The organism is Microcoleus sp. B4-C2 (assembly GCF_036705265.1).
GTDB lineage: Bacteria > Cyanobacteriota > Cyanobacteriia > Cyanobacteriales > Microcoleaceae > Microcoleus.
The window spans coordinates 37,637-55,440 of record NZ_JAUBUB010000035.1; the positions used below are offsets into that span (position 1 = coordinate 37,637).

12 protein-coding genes are annotated in these 17,804 nt (G+C 44.7%); 5 read left to right on the forward strand and 7 right to left on the reverse strand.

The window, feature by feature from the left end:
• Nucleotides 1-67 precede the first annotated feature (67 nt).
• Nucleotides 68-1,153: a hypothetical protein gene (locus QUB20_RS12785; protein WP_333246511.1), complete on the reverse strand. Its 1,086-nt coding sequence runs from the start codon at nucleotides 1,151-1,153 to the stop codon at nucleotides 68-70.
• 111 nt (nucleotides 1,154-1,264) lie between these two features.
• On the opposite strand from QUB20_RS12785, the gene QUB20_RS12790 reads away from it, so the two are divergent.
• Nucleotides 1,265-2,182 carry a YihY/virulence factor BrkB family protein gene (locus tag QUB20_RS12790; RefSeq protein WP_333055407.1) on the forward strand — a complete coding sequence of 306 codons (918 nt, stop codon included), beginning with the start codon at nucleotides 1,265-1,267 and terminating at the stop codon, nucleotides 2,180-2,182.
• A gap of 394 nt (nucleotides 2,183-2,576) precedes the next feature.
• On the forward strand, nucleotides 2,577-3,590 hold the full coding sequence (locus QUB20_RS12795) for a glycoside hydrolase family 104 protein (RefSeq protein ID WP_333246509.1): 1,014 nt from the start codon (nucleotides 2,577-2,579) through the stop codon (nucleotides 3,588-3,590).
• A gap of 221 nt (nucleotides 3,591-3,811) precedes the next feature.
• Here QUB20_RS12795 and QUB20_RS12800 read toward each other — a convergent pair whose 3' ends face one another.
• From QUB20_RS12800 to QUB20_RS12810, 3 genes are all read right to left on the reverse strand, one after another.
• Nucleotides 3,812-4,528 carry a DevA family ABC transporter ATP-binding protein gene (locus QUB20_RS12800; RefSeq protein WP_333246507.1) on the reverse strand — a complete coding sequence of 239 codons (717 nt, stop codon included), beginning with the start codon at nucleotides 4,526-4,528 and terminating at the stop codon, nucleotides 3,812-3,814.
• 325 nt (nucleotides 4,529-4,853) lie between these two features.
• The gene (gene devC, locus QUB20_RS12805) at nucleotides 4,854-6,038 is read right to left on the reverse strand and encodes an ABC transporter permease DevC (RefSeq protein WP_333246505.1); all 1,185 of its coding nucleotides are present in this window, start codon (nucleotides 6,036-6,038) and stop codon (nucleotides 4,854-4,856) included.
• Nucleotides 6,039-6,187: 149 nt separating this feature from the next.
• Entirely contained in the window at nucleotides 6,188-7,615 is a 1,428-nt protein-coding gene (locus QUB20_RS12810; RefSeq protein WP_333246503.1) for an HlyD family efflux transporter periplasmic adaptor subunit, read from the reverse strand.
• A 115-nt stretch (nucleotides 7,616-7,730) separates the two neighbouring features.
• On the opposite strand from QUB20_RS12810, the gene QUB20_RS12815 reads away from it, so the two are divergent.
• On the forward strand, nucleotides 7,731-8,339 hold the full coding sequence (locus QUB20_RS12815) for a TetR/AcrR family transcriptional regulator (RefSeq protein WP_333246501.1): 609 nt from the start codon (nucleotides 7,731-7,733) through the stop codon (nucleotides 8,337-8,339).
• Between the two features lie 89 nt (nucleotides 8,340-8,428).
• On the opposite strand, the gene QUB20_RS12820 is transcribed toward QUB20_RS12815, so the two are convergent.
• From QUB20_RS12820 to QUB20_RS12830, 3 genes are read right to left on the reverse strand one after another with little or no spacing between them, the layout of a single operon-like run.
• Entirely contained in the window at nucleotides 8,429-9,223 is a 795-nt protein-coding gene (locus tag QUB20_RS12820; RefSeq protein WP_333291393.1) for a hypothetical protein, read from the reverse strand.
• A 13-nt stretch (nucleotides 9,224-9,236) separates the two neighbouring features.
• The gene (locus QUB20_RS12825; RefSeq protein ID WP_333055395.1) at nucleotides 9,237-9,389 is read right to left on the reverse strand and encodes a hypothetical protein; all 153 of its coding nucleotides are present in this window, start codon (nucleotides 9,387-9,389) and stop codon (nucleotides 9,237-9,239) included.
• A 10-nt stretch (nucleotides 9,390-9,399) separates the two neighbouring features.
• Entirely contained in the window at nucleotides 9,400-10,911 is a 1,512-nt protein-coding gene (locus tag QUB20_RS12830) for a mechanosensitive ion channel domain-containing protein (RefSeq protein WP_333246497.1), read from the reverse strand.
• A 982-nt stretch (nucleotides 10,912-11,893) separates the two neighbouring features.
• On the opposite strand from QUB20_RS12830, the gene QUB20_RS12835 reads away from it, so the two are divergent.
• Both QUB20_RS12835 and QUB20_RS12840 read left to right on the forward strand, forming a co-directional pair.
• Nucleotides 11,894-16,366 carry a PAS domain S-box protein gene (locus tag QUB20_RS12835; protein ID WP_333246495.1) on the forward strand — a complete coding sequence of 1,491 codons (4,473 nt, stop codon included), beginning with the start codon at nucleotides 11,894-11,896 and terminating at the stop codon, nucleotides 16,364-16,366.
• 5 nt (nucleotides 16,367-16,371) lie between these two features.
• The gene (locus QUB20_RS12840) at nucleotides 16,372-17,700 is read left to right on the forward strand and encodes a response regulator (RefSeq protein ID WP_333246493.1); all 1,329 of its coding nucleotides are present in this window, start codon (nucleotides 16,372-16,374) and stop codon (nucleotides 17,698-17,700) included.
• The last annotated feature ends 104 nt before the right edge of the window (nucleotides 17,701-17,804 follow it).

The following is a 17,804-nucleotide window of genomic DNA, read 5'->3' on the forward strand; positions in this document are numbered from 1 at the left end:
CTTGACAATGGTGCAAGATGCGAGTAAAAAAAGACTCTAATTCACCAAACCCGAACTCATTGCTGTATCAACTCTCCCTTACTCCCCGGAGCGAGTTAATTTCCGTAAAAGTCTGCACCGGATCGGACTTCAACCCGCCTTGAATGTAATTCAACTTCACTTCTTCTAACAAATCCGACAGCAGCGACTGCAATTCCGCGAGAGTTTTCTCATCTTGCAATTCCCGCCGTAAACTTTGATTAAATTCTTGGCTGAAATTATCGAGAATTTTTCTACCTTTATCGTCTTCATAAGTAGTAGCTACCACATCCACCGCAGTTTGAGCTAAATAATTTGCTAGCTGTTCAGTCATCTCCGTCGGCAAAATATTAATCGGAGAGAAAGTTTGCAGGATTTGATAGAAATCCGACTGTTTGATTGTCGCCTCCAAATTGTGGTGCAGCAATTCTTCTAAATCCGGTTGCACCTGTGGCAAAACTTTGTAAATTGTCAGATCCAAAATCCGTTTGGTAATTTGTTCGATCGTATTTTCCTGATTGACGTGAAGGTACGGCTGCTGCGCCAGCAACATCTGCGCCACGTCGCCCTGTTTGATCGAACTTTTAGCTTGATTGATAAACCGCACCATCATGTATTCCGACATCGTATTGGCTAAATAAGCCACCGGTTCATAGGTAACTTGAGCAACTACGCGATCGAGATTCACCAAACCCGACTTGTGCAGCCGCACCAATACTGGCAGAATCCGCCACCCCTGCCAAATCGGCATCACCAGAAACACCTCGTACCAGCGCCTCAGCACAAAATCAAACCAAGTTACCCCCGGTTTACGGCGGGTGTGGAACAAACTTTTAATCAAAAATTCCGCCCCAAAAAAACCAATAAAAAACGTATCTATTCGCCAAAACTGGTCAGCACTTTTCAAATATTCGGGATTAGCTAAACTCGAATCAATGCCTTTAATCGGGTCATAAATTTTAACTAAACCCGGAAAATAGCTCTGATAAACAGGGCGCAACTGAAGGTAACTGAAATGAAAAAGCACCAGCAAAAAATTGACCACCCCTACTAATGCGCTAATTTTTGCCCAAGAAATTGCTTTTTTGGACAGTTTTACCTCGGTGTTGTTAACAGTTGTGTGGGAATCTGACATAAAAATAATCTTCCGAATTTGCTAATCGATAAATCTATCTTGTGGCTGAGGCTAAAAAACTCTTAACCTAGTATAATTCTTTATACTCTAAGTATAAGGAAACCAAATGCCGTGAAATTAAAAACAGTCATATCCCTGCTCAAAGAAACTTTTACTCAATGGCAAGAAGATAGAGCGCCAACCCTAGCAGCCGCCCTAGCCTATCACACAGTCTTCTCCCTGGCCCCGCTGCTAATTATCGTAATTGCGATCGCCGGTTTAGTCTTTGGTGCAGACGCAGCCCAAGGTCAAATCGTCGGTCAACTCCAAAGTTTAATCGGCAAAGATGGCGCCGAAACCATCCAAGAACTCATCCTCAAAGCCTCCGAACCAAAGTCGGGAATGATTGCTACTTTACTCGGTATCGCTACACTTTTGTGGGGGGCTTCCAATGTGTTTACTAATCTCAAAGAAGCCCTCAATACTATTTGGAATGTTTCACCGCCTCCCGGACGCGGGATCTGGGGATTTCTGCAAGACCGCGTATTGTCTTTTGCAATGATTTTAGGCATAGGCTTTCTACTGCTAGTATCTTTAGTCCTGAGCGCCGTTTTAGCGGCCGTCAGCTTTTGGTTGAACGGCTTGCTGCACTTACCAGTGGGTATTTGGCAGATTGTGGACTTTGCTCTCTCCTTTGGCGTAGTTACGCTGCTTTTTGCTTTAATTTACAAAGTTTTGCCCGATGTCCATCTTGCCTGGAATGATGTTTGGATCGGCGCCGCCATCACCTCAATGCTGTTTACGATCGGCAAATCCTTAATTGGAGTTTACCTAGGAGGTAGCGGTATTGCCTCTACCTACGGTGCTGCTGGCTCGTTCGTGATTATCTTACTTTGGATCAATTATTCAGCTCAGATTCTCTTCTTAGGTGCTGAGTTTACTCAAGTTTGGGCTAACCGCTACGGTTCCCTGATGCTGGCAAAACGCAAAAATTTGCTCAGCATTCAAGCTGAGGAATCCTCCGGGTCCAAACACCGACAGAATTCTTAATATTAGATACAAAAAATGCGATCGCTCACTTTTGAGTCAGCCGAATGCCAGCACCTTGAAACCTATGTCAGTTGGGAGGGCGAGGCCTGTGGAATCACTAAATTTTAGACTCAACCCATCGCCAAATCTGCCCGTGAACTTGACCGGGCGAACACTTAGTAGTATCACTGGATATGGTTGAAACCAGTTTATCTTGATCCCTGTCGCTCCCCTTCGGTGATGACCGAAAAATTTGAAGTTTGCGATCGCCCCGAAAAAGATTTGTTTCCTTGCCAGTCCCCAATTTCAACGGTGAAACCAATCTCAAGTCCACAAACTGGGATATTTCAACCTGAACTGATATCAGGAGGTACTTTTGTACGCATCAAAACATCTGGGAAGCCACCTGCTCCCTATGTCAGACATGGAGCTAATTCGCCTGTGGGTAAACCGCAAATCCCCCCGCAACCGGCGCTTTAGCTGGCAGGCGGCCAACCATTTTCGAGTGTTTGTCGCAAAACCGCTGGCACAAGTTACTCTGACTGATGTCGAGACTTTCGCAGCAGCGATGAGAGCTCGGAAACTTGCACCGCGTTTTTACAAGCAAACCTTGCTAGCGCTGAAATCGCTGTTCGCCTTCGGCCAGCAAACGAAAATTTTGCCCGCAACACTCCCCCTTCACCGGTGGCCGGTTCTGCGCCGGAATCGGTCTAAACGCCTTCGTTTTCAACTCTCTTGGGGTTTCTTAATCTGTTTGTGCTTTTTCTTAGGTAGAATGACGCCGAGACTGTGGGGACAATCGGTCTCGGCAGGAAGCTCGCCCGCCCCGAAACGGCTGCCGGAAGTTGCGACGATCGACTCACCAGACAAACGAGAAGATAACATCGATCGCGATCGATCGCCCGAAACTCCAACCCAGAATTCACCAGAGCCCAGACTCGATAGCAGACTCGATAACATCAGCCCCGAACGTCGAGTCAAAGCCTTTCTCGACACCATCGCAGCCGCCGAAGGAACCGCTAGCCCCGACGGCTACCGCACCCAGTACACCGGCACGAAATTTGTCAGCTTTCAAGATCATCCCAGAGAAATGAGGTGCGGCCGTCGCTACGGCAAAAAACTCTGTTCCGACGCAGCGGGGCGATATCAGTTTCTCAGCACCACTTGGGACAGATTTGCCAAAAAATTTGGCGTCCGCGATTTCAGCCCAGAAAATCAAGATTGGATGGCTATAGAGTTAATCCGAGAAAAAGGTGCATTAGAAGATATAGAAGCGGGTCGATTGGAGCCAGCAGTCAGAAAACTCGCTTACATCTGGCCTTCTTTTCGCCGTTATGGTGGTTCTGTAGAATCGTCGATGCCCAAACTCGAAGCAATGTACCTGGAAAATTTGGGAATTTACCGGCAAGGATTGGTGGTTAGCAATTAGTCAAAAGTTCAACGACGAGTTTAGATTCGAGTTTGGGAATTTTGGATTAAATTTTGACATCCAAAATTGAAAATGGGGTAGTTATGGGTGATGTCTATTCCGGTTGTATCGAAATGATTAAACCACAGAGGGCACAGAGGACACAGAGAAAGAGAAGAGAGAGATAATAATTCCGATGTCAACGGATTAGATAGGATGTCTATTCTTCGGAAATTTAAAAATTAGGCTAATTTTCCATCTTCCATGTGAACGATGCGATCGGCAATATCCAAAATTCGGTTATCGTGGGTTACTAACAAAATAGTACAACCCTGTTCTTTGGCTAGTTGCTGCATCAAATTCACCACTTCGCGACCGGATTTGCTGTCCAGGGCGGCTGTTGGTTCGTCAGCTAAAACAATTTGCGGTTGACTGACCAAAGCGCGGGCGATCGCAACTCTTTGTTTTTGTCCTCCAGACAAATCATCTGGATAATAGTTAATCCGCTGTTCCAGTCCTACTAACTCTAGCATTTTTGCAGAGCGATCGCGCATTTGAGAACGCGACAAATTCCCGTGAACTTCCAAACCCATCTGCACGTTTTGTAGCGCCGTCAAACTGCGGTGCAAGTTGTGCGCCTGAAAAATATAACCAATTTTGCGTCGCGCCTTTACCAATTCGTCTGCGCTCGCTTTGCACATTTCTTGACCGATAATTTTGAGACTTCCCGATTGACCGGATCTCAGCCCGCCAATCAAAGTTAAAAGCGTAGTTTTTCCCGAACCAGAAGGCCCCGTCATCAGCACAATTTCACCTGCATTAATGTCGAGATTAATGTCAAAAAGTACCTGTTTTCGCAGTTGACCTTGACCGAAGTAGTGGTCTAGTTGGTGCGCGGAAATTATAGGTGCAGGAATCTGTAATGGGTTGGTTGTTGGAGAGAGAGTAGTATAATTCATAACTTTTTGGTTTGAGGTTTGAGATTTAAGAAGAAACAGCTTTATTCGCGGAAAATGCAGAGGAAAAACAAGAGAAGGATTACAAAAAATATGTGTGTAGTCAGGACTTTATACAAAATCTGGCTTTAATACCCCCTTGATTCTTTAGTCCGCTTGGAGTGGACTTCGTTTGACTCTTAAGCGGTTTCAACCGCCGAATCTTCTATCAGGTAAGGTGCGTCGCTTTGAGATTGTCGCTCTTTTTTAGGATTTAAGGGTGGCGACGCACCCGGAGCGCTACTGTTGCATGACTTTTGAGAATTAGTATTATCTTATTCATTTTCCCTTAAAACATATCTGCTGGATCTGCTGATTGCAGCTTGCGAGTGGCAATTGCTCCCGAAATAGTACACATAATCACGTTCAAAAGTAATACTATAAATGCTCTAAGCAGCGTCATATAAAGGGGTAAGTTTGTAGCTTTGCGAGTTAAAGAATAAAGTCCGAAAGAAACTCCTACTCCTGGCAAAAAACCGAGGACAGAAAGAATTAGAGCTTGTTCAAAAACGATGCCCAGTAAATAAACATTGCGGTAGCCCATCGCTTTGAAAGTAGCGTATTCTCCCATGTGGTCGCTGACATCGGTTGAGAGAACTTGATAAACAATAATTACTCCTACTACAAAACCCATCGCGACGCCTAAATTAAACACAAAGCCGATCGCAGTATTCTTAGCCCAATAGTTTTTCTCAAAATCGATAAATTCTTGTTTGGTTAATACCTTGACATCCGGCGGCAAATATGCTTTTAAAACTTGTTGAACTTCCACGGGGTCAGCACCCGGTTGCAGTTGAATTAATCCGGCATTAACACTCGCGGCGTTTTGTCTCGCAAACAGGCGCAGGTAATTTTGATCGCTAGTCATCAAAATACCGTCGGCGGCAAAAGATGCTCCAACTGTGAATAAACCGCTGACGGTAATCTTGCGCCGCTCGACCTCAGCTTTAACAGACTTTCCTCGATCGAGTTGCGCGATCGTCCCTTGGTAATCTCCCCTAGAAGCTCGATCGAACAACACGGTATCCGGCAATTTAATCGCGTTCAAATTTTGGTTAACTTCGGGAAGCGCAAACGCAGGGCGATTCGGATTGAAACCCACCACCATCAGCGACGTTTCGCGCCGAGTTTCGGGATTTTTCCAGTTAGCAATTTTCACGTAAAGCGGTTCGGCTGATTTGACACCCGGTACGTTCATTGCTTGATACAATCGGCGCCTGGGGAAGGAAGACAAATTAATCAAATTTCGCGCTTGGGGGTGAATCAAAACTAAGTCTGTTTGCAAGCTTTGGTGCAGCCGCGTATTGCTGGTGTAAAGCGCATTTTGAAAGCCCAACTGCATGAACATCAAAACGTCAGCAAAGGCAATTCCTGCTACTGCAACGAGCATTCGCCCTTTGTCGTGACTCAGTTGCAGCCATCCGAGGGAAGTTCTGCGTCTTAATTGTTCTAAGGGTTTGATTAGTGCAATCATAGGATTTTAGATTTTAGATTTTGGATTTTGGATTAAAGACAGCAACCTGATGTTGGAACAATTCTTAATCTTTAATAATTAAGTCAGAATGATTCATCTCTCTATTCTCTTCCTCTGTGTCCTCAGCGCTCTCTGTGGTTAAAAAATTCTTAATCCTTAATTTCCCCGATCGCCACCTTGACTTGCAAATTGGTTAATCCCGCTACTTTCTGGCTGGAAGCTTCATCTAAGCGCACTTTTACTTCCACAATTCGACTATCAATATTCGCAGAAGGATCGGTGTTAACAATGTTTTGCCGCTGCACTTGCAAACCAATATGTTCGACAGTTCCCCGCAATTCGCCGGTCAAAGCATCGCTAGTAATTTTGGCGGTTTGTCCGAGGCGTACTTTGTCCACATCGCTTTCGTAGATTTCCGCAACAGCCAGCATCTCGCGAGTTTGTCCGAGTTCGACAATGCCGTCGTTTCCCACTTTTTCCCCCGGATGTGTGTGAATTTTCAGGACTTGGGCGTCTCTGGGAGCACGGATGTAAGCTAGATCCAGATTGGCTTTGGCTTGTTTGGCGGCTGAAGCGGCGGCACTGACTTCGGCGGCGGCTGCTGCTATGTCAACGGGACGCACTTCGGCGATGCGATCGAGATTTGCCACGGCTTCATTAATCTGCTGTTGTCGAGATTGCTCAACTTGGCTGAGTTTGGCTTGCGCTTCGTTAATTTGCTGTTGGCGAGATTGTTGAATTTGATTTAATTTGGCTTGGGCTTCGTTAATTTGCTGTTGGCGGGATTCCTGAATTTGATTTAGTTTTGCCTTTCCTTCGTTGAGTTGCTGTTGAGTTGTTTCGGCGGCGAGGCTTTTGCTGTCGCTAGTTGAGGCGGAAATTGCTCCCTGTTTATACAGTTGGGAGTAGCGCTGATCCTCGCTTTGGGCGTTGCGGAGTTCGGCTTGTAGACGGGCAATTGCGGCTTTTTGGGTTTGAATTTCCCCTTGCTGTTCGGCCCTGATGCGGGCAATTGTGGCTTGTTGCGCTGCGATTTCGGTGCTGCGATCGACTTCTAGGCGGCTGACGATCGCCTGTTGCGCTGCGATCTCGTTGCTGCGATCGGCGGATAAACGGCTAATAGTCGCTTTCTGGGCTTGAATTTCGCCGTTTTTGGCTCCAGCTTTGACTTTTGCTAGGTTTGCCTCGGCGACGCGCACTTGTTCTTGAGCTTGGTCGAGGGCGGCTTGCAGGCGATCGCGACTATCCAAAATTGCGATCGCCTGACCTGTTTTCACCCTGTCTCCCTCTTTAACTAAGAGTCGATCGATCCGGTTTCCTTCCGCCGTACCGGAGGCGGAGACTTTAATTACTTCTCCTCTGGGTTCGAGTCGTCCCAAGGCTGTAACTGTGGTTAATTGGGATGCTGTGACGGCTGCTGCTGCGGCTACTGCGTTCGGATCGGGTATGCGCGATCGCCAGATCGTGTAGCCTGTGGTTCCCGCTGCCCCCAGGGTTGCTACTGCTGCCACAACTAGGAGTTTTTTAACTAGGGATGGATTTGAGGATAAGCTGTCTGCTGTTGGTTGGTGTACCATGACATACCTCTTTGTGAGAAAATAAAACTAAACGGTTTAGTTACGATGTCTTTTAATACTAAACCGTTCAGTATAATAATGTCAAGCTCCCAAATAAAAATTACAGAAGCAAGGTATGGCAAGGACAAAACCGATCGAACCAGACGCAGCAGGAGGTGACAAGAGCGAGCAAATCCTGCAAGGTGCGATGCAAGAATTTTTAGCCCACGGCTACGCGGGCACGAGTATGGACAAGGTAGCGAAGACGGGGGGAGTGTCCAAAGCCACGGTTTACAGCTATTTTCAAGATAAAGAGGGATTGTTTGCGGCTTTGGTACAGCGACTGGCGCGAAAAAAAGTCCATTTTACAGTGCTGGATGAAGAACCTGCCGTAGCGCTGCGATTCGCTGCCACAACTATATTGGATCAGGCGACCCAGGAACCAGAATATCTCAATTTTGTGAGGTTAGTGATTGCGGAGTCAGGGCGTTTTCCCCAGCTCGCGCAGACTTTTGTGAGAAACTTAGCTAAACCGGGTATCGAGCGGCTAGCGGAATATTTGGCATCGCATCCAGAGTTAAAATTGCCCGATCCGGAGGCAACGGCGCGAATTTTTATCGGATCTTTGGTATATTTTCAGTTAATGCAGGAAATGATGCACGGTAAAGAGATTATCCCAATGGAGCGCGATCGACTGATCGACGGTCTGCTGCACTTAATTTTATCCCCGCAGTCCAATTCCTAAAGTGCGATCGACAGAATCTAGGAATTTTATTCGAGAATCATTTAAATGCCATAAAGAGCGAGATCCCTTTATGGCTGCGATCGCAGGTTTTAGTCAGGTGTTTTTCCTAAGCTGTCCCTCAATTGCTCCGCCGATAACTGTGGCAGTTGTTCTACAAACAATGTCAATTCTGCCACAGGCAATGCCAATAAATTAGTAACTGCTGCAGGCAGAATATCGCCCAAATCAGGCGATCGCGTTTGCAACGCACTTTCAGCCAGCAATTTTACTGCTAATTCCCGTCCAGATTCATCAACGGTTAACATCGATATAGCTAGCAACAACACGGTAAATTCCGCCGCCGCCAACTTTGATATTGGAGATAGAAAAGCCGTCATTTTCGGGCTTAATTCTCCAAATCGAACTCGCAGAAAGTTTTCTAAGATTAAGCGCTGTTGTTCTTGTCTACCTCGTTCTAGTCCTCGTTCTAGTCCTTCTTCTAGTCCCTGTTCTAGTCCTTCTTCTCTAGCTTGTTGCTGTGCTGCTTGTATTTGTTGTTGAAAAAGTGGTGCAATGGCCATAATTAACTCCCGCTCTTCTGGCTCTAATTCTTGTGGCGCATCGGTTACTAAATTTGATTGTAACCGATACAGCAATTCTAGCGCGATAATCCGCAACGGATCGTCTGTTGCTAAAGCGCTTAATTGGGAAATAGCCCTTTGCTGCACTCCCCCTTTGCCCAAAATCCTCAACCACAGAGTTTCTGGAGTTTCGGGCAACTGGTGAATCGCCACAATTGCAGTCCGCAAAGATTCCCCCAAAAAATAGATTCCCTGCATCCAATTCTCTGTGTCTGGTATCGCATTAAAGCTATCTACCAATGCTTTCGATGCTGTGGGCATCAATCGATTTTAGATTTTAGATTTTAGATTTTAGATTGAAGAAAGTGAAGTACACATCGATTTCTCCGACTTCTGAAGTCACATCGCGGCCGATATTAACCGTTCCGAGCGGTGACAGCAATTCCTCCAGGTATTCTTTGGCAAAGAGATCGTGAATAAATCGCGTCATAGAAATTATTTCAAACAGTAAATAGATCTTTTAGCCGTTTTCTCACCCATTCTACAGGATTTTCATCCTCTTCTGCTGCATCTACCAATTCCATTTCTCGCAATAATTGCTGTCTCTCGCTGAGTTCTTCTTTGTGTTTGACTATTTCTTTAATAATCTGTTCAGATAAATCCGGTCGTTCAGTTAAAACTTTCTGGAAACCTTCTTTATTGATGGCAAACAAAATTGTTTCTTCCAAAGCTCTTACCGAAGCAGTTCTGGGGATTCCCAACATTAAAGAAAGTTCACCGAGAAACTGACCACTACCGAGGTTATTCAGATGTTTGTCAATAGCTGCTACAAAAACTTCGACTGAACCTGAAAGAATCATGTAAAAAGCATCTCCGGGGTCGTTTTCGTGAAACAAATATTCTTGCGATCGCAGCCGTTTGCGGTATCCAACTTCAATCAATTGCCGCAATTCAAGATCAGTCAGGTTTTCAAAGTATTCTACCTCTCGTAGCAAACAGCTAAGGGACGATGGCTTTTTCAGTTTCTCTGCAAAAATTGGCGGTTTTTGCTCATTTTCCGAGTAACTGTTCGGGAGGTCAATTGCAGTTTCTTTTTTGTTGAACATTGACAACAGAACTTCGGGGTTTTGCAAATAAATTTCTCTGTCATTGAACGGAAATTCTATCTTTTGGTGGCGGAAATTGTATTCAATTGCAAAATTTAAAGAACTTTTAATTATTTCTCTTTCAGTCGGCTTGTCCGTCCAAACTAAAAGTTCAAATTTAAAACTATCATCACCAAACTCGACAAACAATACTTTCGGATTGGGCTCGTACAAAACTCCTGCTTCTTTGTAAGCAATATTTAACAGAGTTTCTGTCACTAACAGGGGGTTACTATTCTCGGCTACTTCTACGGGAACTCGCAGACAGAGTAGGGAATTTTCGTAACTCCAGTTAACAATTTTGTTGCTAATCATTTTGCTGTTGGGAACAATGACGCTAGAGTCTTCAGTAGTTTGGATGATGGTCGATCGAATCGAGATTTTTTTGACGATTCCCATTAATCCTTCTAATTCCACAAAGTCTCCGACTTTCACCGGCCTGTCTAAAAGCAGCGTTAAGCCGCTGACAAAATTAGTTGTTAAATCTTGGATTCCGAAGCCAATTCCGACTCCCAATCCCCCCGCAACTACTGCAAAAGAAGCGAGGTTGAAGCCGATGCTTTGGATGGCGACTATTACTCCCAAAGCTACTATTAAATACCCAATAATTACTGCGATAGCTTCCCTGTTTCCCTCGTCAATTCCCAGTCTGACGAGCAAGCGTTCCTTCAGGAAATTCGTAAAAGAGCGTGCTATGACAAGGATAGCCATAAACAAGACTATTAGTTCTACCAGTGACTGCAGGGATACTGGATTGTCACCTATTTTAAATAGGGTAGCTGTAAATATTTGCGATATCTGTGTCAACACTTCTTCTGGTATTGTATTCAATTTAAATTCCGGGAATAATGTTTTTTGTGTGGTCATTTTTAAGGAGAGGAGTAAAAAATAAAGTCCTCAGTACCCAATGTAAAAATCAAATACTGAACTCGTTATCATAAATTTTAACCTATTTTTATGGTAAAAAAACTTAAGTCGTTACATAGAGATGTTGTTCCTCATACTACGCAGTTATCCCTATTGCCAATTTTTCGGATACCTGGTCTTCGCAGGCCTGCGGTTAGTGTGCCACTTTTTCGCGTTCCGAGAGCCGACTCATCTATTATTAAAGCGCTCTAGTAACTTTAGTGAACCTTAACTCGATTCGAGTTTATCATACTCTCCACTATTTTTTTTTTTAAGTCCCGTTATCAAGTTAAGCAGGGATTATTCAATGACTCTTTAAGTGGACAAGTCAAATATCCAAGTATTACAATGACTTTAACTGGTGGGAGAGATATTGCTATTACTCTGCCAGTTGCGTCCGTTTTATGTATTATCTAAGTGAAAATTTAACGGATCTAGCTAAAATTGATAACGTTTCAAGAATACTTGGCATTATACCGATATGGGGGACGAAATATAACTTAATCGCATTTGTCAATCCGTAATTTTACTTAAAATATTGCTTGTTTAGGAGTGGAAAATTGGCGATTTGAGGGTAGGTGGACATAAATATGGCGCGAGACATGATTGCTCGATCGCCCAAATCTAAGTTCTCCACCCAAAACCTGAGTAAAGGCTGAGCATAATTACTGATTGACAAATGCTTCCCTAGGTTAAGTTGTCATCAATGTTCTACCGATAGGATTGATTAGCAATAGAATTGATGAGAAATAGAAATACTTGGCGATACATCCGAATAATTAAAAAACATAGTGTCGCAAGGGATACATATCTCGCAGATTGAAAGCCTAATAGTCGCGCTACTGAACGTTTTATTCAGTACCCAAATTGGAGGCAACGAAAACCTTGCGATCGCACAATTGGACAGAAGTTCTAGAATAAAAGCTGAAATGCACGAGCCAACATGAGCAAATTCCCACCAGAGAAAACCCAACCGCCACAGCAAGAGAGCACAACAGCAGAGGTATTGCGACAGGCTCACTTCGAGGCTTTTTTTGCTGCTGCGAATGCCGGACTGATGATTTTAGACCGCCAACTCCGGTACGTCCAAATTAACGAAGCTATGGCCGAGCTCAATGGCATTTGTGTGGCAGATCATATTGGTAGGTCGCTGTGTGAAGTGCTGCCAGAATTGGCTGCGAATCTGGGACCAATTTTGCAAGAAATTCTGGATACGGGCCAGCCAATTCTCGACTATGAAGTAGTGGGTGAAACTCCGAGACAACCGGGCATCCTGCGCTACTGGCAAGCATCTTACTATCCTTTGCGGGATGAAAATGACCTGGTTTTTGGTGTTGGTGCCCTTGTGATTGAAATTACCGATCGCAAGCGGGCAGAACAAAAGCAGGCACGACTGACGGCCATTTTGGAAGCAACTTCCGACTTAGTAGGAGTTTCTGATACGACAGGGCATAGCGTCTATCTCAACAAAGCCGGACAGGAAATGCTGGGGATGTCCCCAGAGGAAGCACGAGCTTCGTTTAGTATAGATTCTGTGTTAGCTCCCTCAGCAACGGCAAAATTCCACAACGAAGTAATTCCCACCGCCTTACGAGAGGGCCGGTGGACTGGTGAAACTCTGTTTTTGTCATGCGATGGGGAAGAAATTCCAGTCTCCCAGGTTTTGATCGTTCACAAAACCGCAGCGGGTGAAGTCGAGTTTATCTCCACTATTGTGCGGGATATTCGCGATCGCAAAAAAGCAGAGGAAGAACGGCAATTGCTCGCTACAACGATCGAGAACAGCCGTGACTTTATTGGCGTTGCCTCAATGGATGGTCGCCCGATGCTAGTGAATCAGGCTGGTCTGGATTTGGTGGGACTCAGCAGTTTGGACGAAGCCAAAACCAAACACATGAACGACTTTTTCATGGCAGAAGATTTGGACTTTGTACAGCAGTTTATTATGCCTGCAATAATGCAAGAGGGAAGTTGGCGGAGTGATTTCCGCTTCAGACATTTCGTGACAGGTGAACCCATCGCGGTAGATTACACCCTATTTTTGATCAAAGATCCAGAGACTAATGAACCCATAGGAATTGCCACTATTACGCGGGATATTCGCGATCGCAAAATCGCAGAAGATGTCCTGAAACAAAGTGAAGAAAGATTTCGTTCTTTGATGGAAGCCAGCGCTCAAATTATTTGGATCTGCAATGCCGACGGCGAAATGGCGATCGAGCAACCTACTTGGAGTGCATTTACAGGACAGACATTTGATGATTACAAAGGAGGGGGTGGGATCAAGGCTATCCATCCAGACGATCGCTCGTCTATGGTTACTGCCTGGTCAACTGCTATTGCCAATCGATCGCTCTATGAAGTTGAATTTCGTATGCGCCGTCATGACGGGGTATATCGGTACATGAGTTGTCGTGGTGTACCAATTCTGAACGCGGATGGTTCAATTCGGGAATGGATTGGAGCTAATACAGATATTACCGATCGCTTCCAAGCTGAAGAAGCTCTGCGCCAACAGCAAGCTGCGCTGCGCGATCGCAATGTCTTGCTGAGCTCTATTTTGGAAAGTACGCCAGACATAATTGTTGTTAAAGACTGGGAAGGCCGATATGTTGCCCTTAATTCCGAGGTGGCAAAATCCTTTTACGGTAGATCCATTGAGGAAATTATCGGTAAAGATGATTCGGAACTCCTTCCCCCGGAGGCCGCCGTTGCAATAATGGCAAAAGACCGCCAGATCATGGAAGCAGGCCTTACTGAAAGCTACGAAGAAGAGGTTTTCAATGGTAAAGAGAATACTTCTTTTTTAACCACAAAAGCCCCTTGGCGGGACGCTCAGGGCAATATTATCGGCCTGATCGCCATAGCACGAAACATTAACGATCGCAAACAAATGGAAGCAGAGTTGCGCGATCGTAATGCACTGCTCAAATCTATTTTGGAAAGTACACCAGACTTCATTGTCGTTAAAGATCGGGAAGGTCGTCATGTTGCCCTTAACTCCAATTTGGCAAACTTCATAGGCAAGCCCATTGAGGAAATCATCGGCAAAGATGATTTGGAATTACTGCCGCCTGACACGGCCCGTGCAATTATGGCAAAAGATCGCCAACTCATGGCAGCAGGAATCACTGAGAGTTACGAGGAAGATGTCTTTCATGGTGAGACCACCGGGACTTTTTTTACTACAAAAGCTCCTTGGCGGGATGCTAAGGGTAATATCCTGGGAATCATCGCCACAACACGAGATATTAGCGATCGCAAAAAAGTCGAGCAAACACTCCGTCAAACCCTAGAAATACTAGACTTAGCCAGCGATGGTATCATTATTCGGGATATGGATGACCGCATCATATACTGGAACCAAGGTGCAGAAAAGCTCTATGGTTGGACAAAAGCCCAAGTAGTCGGGGAGTACATTCACACCTGCTTGGAAACAGCCTTTCCTAAACCGTTAGAAATCGTAAGGGCAGAGTTTTTCCAGCAGGGAAGTTGGGAAGGAGAAGTGCAGCACACCACCAGCGATCGTCGGCAGATTATTGTAGCAAGTCGCTGGACATTACAGCGCGATGGGGAAGGAAAGCCTTGTGCCCAACTCGAAATTAATAATGACATTAGCGATCGCAAACAAGCAGAAGATGCTATCAAACAAAGCGAAGAACGCTATCGATCGCTAACCCTTGCCATCTCCCAAATTGTCTGGACAACCGATCCTGAAGGAAGATGCCAGGATTCACCGAGTATGAGAGCTTACACCGGACAAACGGAAGCTGAGGTGGTTGGTTTTGGCTGGTTAGATACAATCCACCCGGACGATCGGGAACGAACAGTTCAGGTGTGGATGGAAGCAGTGCAAACGAGAAGCCTGTTTGAGATGGAATATCGAATGCGCGGAACGGATGGAAACTATCGTTATTTCCAAGTTAGAGGGGTGCCAATTCTGAATGAAGATGGCAGCATCCGGGAGTGGGTTGGCACTTGCATCGATATCCAGGATCGCAAACAAACAGAAATCGTACAGGCAAAAGCCAGGGAAGCTGCAGAAGCCGCAAGTCGGGCCAAAAGTGAATTCCTTGCTAACATGAGCCATGAATTGCGGACTCCGCTTAATGGCATCATGGGCTACGCGCAGATTCTTCAGCGTTCCAAAGTCTTGAATGAAGAAGAGCGATCGCGCATTGATGTTATTTATCAGTGCGGTTCCCATTTACTGACCTTAATCAATGATATTCTCGACTTGTCGAAGATTGAAGCACAGAAAGTGGAACTAATGCCCACAGATTTTCATTTCCCGGCGTTCCTGCAAGGTGTCGCAGAAATGTGTCGCATCCGAGCTGAACTAAAGGGAATTCACTTTCATTTTCCATCAAGCCCCGAACTGCCGATCGGGATTCGTGCGGATGAAAAACGCTTGCGACAAGTGTTAATTAACCTTTTAAGCAACGCTATTAAATTTACAGATGAGGGCACTGTTACTTTTATAGTCAGTTTTGCCACCGAAGAAAAAATTCGCTTTGAAATACGCGATACAGGTACCGGCATTGCACAAGATCAACTCCAAGCTATCTTTCAGCCCTTCGAGCAGGTAGGAGATCGCAGACGGCAGACGGAAGGTACGGGATTGGGACTGGCAATTAGCAAAAGGATTGTAGAACTAATGGGCAGTACCATTCAGGTTCAAAGTGAGATTAATGTTGGCAGTATTTTCTGGTTTGATGTCAATCTATCTCAAGCCGATGAATGGGTGAAAACATCTCAAATCGACCATCGCGGGCAGATTATCGGCATCAAACACCGCCAACCTAAGATTGTGGTTATTGATGACAAATGGGCTAACCGTTCGGTAATTAGCAATTTGCTCAGTCCGCTCGGCTTTGAGGTGTCTGAAGCGAACGATGGGCTTGAAGGCTGGGAAAAAATTCTAGAAGTGCAGCCTGATTTAATTGTTACCGATTTATTAATGCCCGAACTCGATGGCTTCGAGGTGATTAAGCGGGTTCGAGAATCGGAAAATTTCAAAGACACCGTTATTATTGTCTCTTCTGCCAGCGTATTTGAAACCGATCAATACAGAAGTTTAGAAGCAGGAGGTAATGCCTTTATTCCCAAACCTATTCAGGCAACAGAGCTCCTGCAAAAATTACAACAGTATCTGGATTTGGAATGGGTTTATGAAGCTAATGAAGATCCACAGGCGAGATCCTCAGACACCGATGAGCTAATTGCCCCGCCTGCTACCGAAATGGAAATGCTATACGAACTGGCTATGAAGGGAAATTTCCTAGAAATAGTTAAGCAGGCGGTATTACTGGAACAAATAGATCCCCAATACATTCCCTTTGCTAAAAGATTGCATCAAATGGCAAAAGACTTTCAAGACGAAGAGATTTTAACGTTTATTCAGTCCTACAAGTAAGGTTTATGAATTCAGAAATTCAAGCAAATGGTACAATCCTTATAGTTGATGACAATTCAGCTAACTTGGGTGTCTTATCTGATGCCTTAAGCCAAGAAGGATTTGAAGTTCGGGTCGCGAAATCTGGAAAGATGGCACTAGAGCGAGTCAAATATGCTCTACCGGATCTAATCTTGCTAGATGTAATGATGCCAGAGATTGATGGATTTGAAACCTGTCGTCGATTACAGGCTAATCCAGAAACTAAACAGATTCCCATTATATTTATGACTGCGCTCTCGGATACGGCTAATAAAGTTGAGGGGTTTAAGCTTGGGGCTGTAGATTATATTACCAAACCTTTCCAACAGGAGGAAGTATTAGCTCGCGTAAAGCTGCATTTAAAGCTTCATGTTTTAACTGAGAAATTAGAAGAAAAAAATACATTATTGGAGCAAAAAATTTTAGAAGTTAGCCAAGCCTATGAAGATTTAAAACAACTGCAACTTAAGTTAATTCAAAGCGAGAAGATGTCCGGCTTAGGGCAAATGGCGGCTGGGATTGCTCATGAAATAAACAACCCTATAAATTTCATCTCTGGCAATCTGGGTTATGCCCAAGAGTACGCTCACAACTTACTAAAAATAATACATCTCTATCAAGAAGATTATGTAAATCCCACCCCTCGGATTCAAGCAGCAATGGATGAAATAGAACTGGAATTTGTGGAGGAAGATTTTATCAAAGTTCTTAACTCAATCAACTTAGGAACGCAGCGCATCCAGGAGATTGTTAAGTCTATGCGAATCTTTTCTCGCCTAGATGAGGCAGAGGTGAAATCTGTAAATATTCATGAAGGAATTGATAGTACACTCACCATCCTGCATCATCGTTTAAAAGCAAAACCAGAGCATCCTGAGATTGAATTAATAAAAAAGTACGGTCAGCTTCCACCAGTAGAATGTCATGCCGGACAATTAAATCAAGTGTTCATGAATATTATTTCCAATGCCATTGATGCTTTAGAGGAATCGAATCAGCAGCGTTCTTTTGCAGAATTTAAACAACACAAGAACCGCATTCAAATTGCTACAAAAGTAATTGATGAGAATTGGGTGGCTATTCATATTAGTGACAACGGTCGGGGAGTTTGCGAAAGTTTAAAGCCGAAACTATTTGACCCTTTTTTTACCACGAAACCTATCGGTAAAGGAACTGGGTTGGGGTTATCTATCAGTTACCAAATTATCGTTGAAAAGCATGGGGGCCGATTATACTGCCAGCCTATAGCAGGAAAGGGAATAGAATTCGTCATTGAAATTCCAATTCGGCAGCAAGCTTGTAAAGCTGCTTAGTTTCCTGGTACAATGTCTCTTAGGAATGAGAATTAAATAACTCCCACTCTTGAAAGTGGGATGGGCGTCCCGCCCGTCCAAAAAGGCCGGGCGGGACGCCCATC